This is a genomic window from Bacillus sp. JJ783, assembly GCF_036963225.1.
GTDB classification, from domain to species: Bacteria; Bacillota; Bacilli; order Bacillales; family Bacillaceae_G; genus Bacillus_A; species Bacillus_A cereus_U.
In genome coordinates this window covers 1-3,972 of record NZ_JBALMG010000203.1, presented here as the reverse complement: position 1 = coordinate 3,972, position 3,972 = coordinate 1, and the positions used below count along the sequence as shown (strand labels likewise).

The following is a 3,972-nucleotide window of genomic DNA, read 5'->3' as shown; positions in this document are numbered from 1 at the left end:
CGTTAATGTTTTATAATTATGAACGATTTTATGGCTTGCAGCTGGATGATCTTTCGGGCCAGGTCCGCCTACTTGAACTATATTTTGGTATGTTTCATCTCGGAAAAATGCATCAGGGACACCGCACCGAATATGACCAGACGCTTTTAAAAATTTATAACAAATTTCAGCTGCTTTTACCCCTTCTTCAAAAGTAAGGTGTTCCCATACATGCTCTGCTAAAATAGCTGAAATGGAACTATGCTCAAACCTTTCTTCCCATGTCGTTTCAACTAATAAGTTAAGCTCTTCTTCTTTAGTTTGAATCCAACCTGGATTATTGTTAAATGCTCCAGCTCCAACTACTACTTTAATTGCGTCTTGTTTTATTACCATCATTTTCACCTCATAAGAATTTCAAGTCGTTAGATTTTTCGCCATATGACAATAGGTTTCATATGCCCGGAAACCGATTTTTCGTAAAATTGGATCTGAATGTCCTTTTCTTGCTTGGCAAGTAGCTAACATTACACCTCCCTCTTTAGCAATCTGTAACCTTTTATATACTAGATTGGAATAAATTCCTTTGTGACGGTATTCTGGTAAAACTCCGGATCCATGCAAATATAAAGTAGTACCATCACAACTATATCTAAAGTTGGCATACCCTACTGCTTTTTCTCCGTCATAACAGATAATATATCCAGATGTACCCTTGCTGGCTTTTATGTAATCTTTTCTTTGCTTAAAGAGTTCTTCTTCTAAGGAAGGATTATAATCCCAAATTTTAGAGCTCACTTTCACAAGTTTCCTAACCTATTCGTCTGTTTCTACTTCATAGTACGAAAACTCGTGATTATGCGATGGAATATCAAAAGTAGGTAAAGATAGTGCGAGTCCAGTATATTCATCTATCGTTTGAAACCCCGATTGATTTAGTCGCTGCAGGAGAGGTGTATTTGTTGATGGAACCCACCATGAAAAAGATAATTCATCATAAAATTGATGAACCCTTTGCATTGCTTCCTCCAAATCATTTTGAAACTTAAAACGTACTACTTTATTAGCATGTATACTATTTATTTTTGGATTCTTTATCATAACTAATTCTTTCGTGTTAATGAAATTTATATCACTAGAAATGATTTCCATTGGATAGTCCCAATGATGAGATTCAATCGCTTCTGTAATCGTAATATTATCCAATCCTTGTATCGGTATGTACTTCATAATATTCTCCTTTCTTGGATGAACGATTTTGTTACTATTCGTTACACCGCCTTATTTAAACAGTTCTATTCTAACTTTACCATTTTTACAGAATATTCTCTATTCGTTTCAGGAGTGGGTTTAAACCGATACAATAAGTACATGGATAAATTAAATATATAGTAAAAAAAGAGCCAATCTCCTATACAATAGCAGATTAGCTCTTTCCTTTATTTACTCCCCTGTTTCAGAAAATCTTTTAATCCGTTCTCCAATTTCATCACGAACACGTTGAAATTCAGACCACTCTTTTCCTGCCGGATCATCGAATCCCCAGTGAACACGATTCACATGTTTTGGTGTAGACGGACAAACAGAATCCGCATGACTACAAAGGGTAACAACTAAATCAGCGTTATTTAAAATATTTGAATCAATCATATCCGATGTTTGATTCGTTATATCGATATTTACTTCTTTCATCGCTTTAATAGCATTTGGATTTACTCCGTGTGCTTCGATTCCTGCAGAATATACATTCCACTTATCGCCTAAATATTGTTTGCCCCATGCTTCTGCCATTTGGCTTCGGCATGAATTTCCTGTGCATAAGAAATAGATTGTCTTTTTGTTTTTCATGTTGTTTTCCGCCTTTATTTTTAAATTATACTGGTTGATCATTAAAATATTTACGCTTAAACCAAAAAGCAACGTTTACAAGTGCAATCATTACAGGTACTTCAACTAACGGCCCGATAACAGCTGCAAATGCTGCGCCTGAATGAATACCAAACACACCAACTGCTACAGCAATTGCTAACTCAAAGTTGTTGCTACCTGCTGTAAATGCTAACGTTGTTGTCACCGGATAGTTTGCACCAATTTTTCTTCCCATAAAGAAAGAAACAAAGAACATCACAATAAAATAGATTAATAGCGGAATCGCTATTCTTACTACATCAAATGGTACGCTAACAATCATTTCTCCCTGTAAAGAGAACATAATGATAATCGTAAATAGCAATGCAATTAATGTAATTGGACTAATCTTAGGTATAAACACCTTTTCATACCATAGTCTTCCTTTTAGTTTCACTAATACGAATCGTGTCAATATACCGGCTATAAAAGGAATTCCCAAATAAATAAATACTGATTTCGCTACTTCTGCCATTGTAATATCTACAATAGCCCCTTCAATTCCTAACCACTCTGGAATTACTGTTACAAATACGTACGCATAAACTGAGAAAAATAACATTTGAAATACCGAATTAAAAGCAACTAAACCTGCTGCATATTCTTTATCCCCATCAGCAAGATCATTCCACACAATTACCATTGCAATACAACGTGCTAAACCAATCATAATGAGCCCGACCATGTATTCTGGCTTATCTGGAAGAAAAATAATTGCTAAAACAAACATAAGTACAGGACCAATAATCCAGTTTTGCACTAAAGATAAAACCAATACTTTTACATCTTTAAATACTCGGCCCATTTCCTCGTAACGAACTTTCGCCAACGGTGGATACATCATGACAATTAAACCGACAGCGAGCGGGATGGACGTCGTTCCAACTTGTAATGTATTTAGTCCGTCTACTACACTAGGAAACACAAACCCTAAACCAATCCCAACAGCCATAGCTAGAAAAATCCATAGTGTTAAATATCGATCTAGAAAAGATAAACGTTTCATTTTATTTTCCATCTCCTATTAACAACAAGAATTTTTATCTACTACGTTAGAAGTCGTGCAACAAGATGGATCTTCAATTTTATGAACATCACTATCTGCTTTTGTATAAAAGAACTCCCACTCGTTACCATCAGGATCCGTTACCCAAAACTTATCTTGAACCGCATAACAACAAGTAGTATCCATCTCATCACGCGCAAAGAAACCTTCTTTTTCTAATCTTTCTTTATGAAATGTAATTTCTTCAGCTGTCTCTACTTGGAAACCAAAATGATTTACCTGATTTCCCTTCACTTCATCTCGTACATTCAGTGTAAAATTAAGCCCTGGGTTTTCTAATAAAAATTTTGCATAATCCATTTTCACCTTAACTGGTGACACACCAAATACCTTTTCATAAAATTCAATAGACTTCTCTAAATCAGTAACATTTATACCAACATGAACATATCTCATAACTTATTCCTCCTCTTAAAATGATATTAATCAATTTTTTTTGATTAATAGGGCAAAATTTTAACAACAGCTCCCTTTTCCTGTTTTTCTAAAGATACAGCATAATTCTTCTGATAATAAATTATTTACTTCCGCATCATTTAAATCATAATAACTCCACGTACCTTTTGTTTCTTTTACAATTAAACCGGCATCTAACAGGATTTTTAAATGATATGACAACTTAGATTGTGTCATTTCGAAAACCTCTGTTAAATCACACACACAAGTTTGTCCTCGCTGACAAAGTTCATACATAATCTCTAAACGCTTCTGATCAGCTAACGCTTTAAACTTTTTCTCATATAGCTGAAAATCTTGTGCCACTATCATTCACTCTCCCTTCATCAATTTTTTTTGATGTTTATAGTATATACGCTGATTAGTTTATTATGCAACTAATTAATCAAATTTTTTTGATTTACAAAAACTTCCTCACATCATATCTTTGCTACAACTAAAAAGGACCATAGCCTTTTCAAAAATAAAAAACTATGGTTCTTTTTACAACTTAATAGTTACAATATTTCCGAGGAATGGAGTCTCTATAACTGTTTTAAATTTTAATTTGACCATTATAGAGT

General features: G+C 34.1%; 7 protein-coding genes. All 7 read right to left on the bottom strand.

What is annotated here, in order from left to right; all coding sequences use genetic code 11:
* Window positions 1–375, bottom strand: a 375-nt coding sequence (locus V7038_RS28080) for a class I SAM-dependent methyltransferase (protein ID WP_335695974.1), incomplete at its 3' end; no start/stop codon positions are given.
* 21 nt (window positions 376–396) lie between these two features.
* Window positions 397–777 (bottom strand): GNAT family N-acetyltransferase, encoded by a 381-nt coding sequence (locus V7038_RS28075; protein WP_335695973.1) that lies wholly within the window; start codon window positions 775–777, stop codon window positions 397–399.
* Between the two features lie 18 nt (window positions 778–795).
* Entirely contained in the window at window positions 796–1,209 is a 414-nt protein-coding gene (locus V7038_RS28070) for a hypothetical protein (protein WP_335695972.1), read from the bottom strand.
* A 213-nt stretch (window positions 1,210–1,422) separates the two neighbouring features.
* On the bottom strand, window positions 1,423–1,827 hold the full coding sequence (gene arsC / locus V7038_RS28065) for an arsenate reductase (thioredoxin) (protein ID WP_199693027.1): 405 nt from the start codon (window positions 1,825–1,827) through the stop codon (window positions 1,423–1,425).
* Window positions 1,828–1,852: 25 nt separating this feature from the next.
* Window positions 1,853–2,893 carry an ACR3 family arsenite efflux transporter gene (gene arsB, locus V7038_RS28060; RefSeq protein WP_335695971.1) on the bottom strand — a complete coding sequence of 347 codons (1,041 nt, stop codon included), beginning with the start codon at window positions 2,891–2,893 and terminating at the stop codon, window positions 1,853–1,855.
* An 18-nt stretch (window positions 2,894–2,911) separates the two neighbouring features.
* Entirely contained in the window at window positions 2,912–3,349 is a 438-nt protein-coding gene (locus tag V7038_RS28055; RefSeq protein ID WP_016105338.1) for an ArsI/CadI family heavy metal resistance metalloenzyme, read from the bottom strand.
* A 60-nt stretch (window positions 3,350–3,409) separates the two neighbouring features.
* Complete coding sequence (gene arsR / locus V7038_RS28050; protein WP_002110660.1) at window positions 3,410–3,721, bottom strand: arsenical resistance operon transcriptional regulator ArsR; 312 nt, start codon at window positions 3,719–3,721, stop codon at window positions 3,410–3,412.
* Window positions 3,722–3,972: the final 251 nt, after the last annotated feature.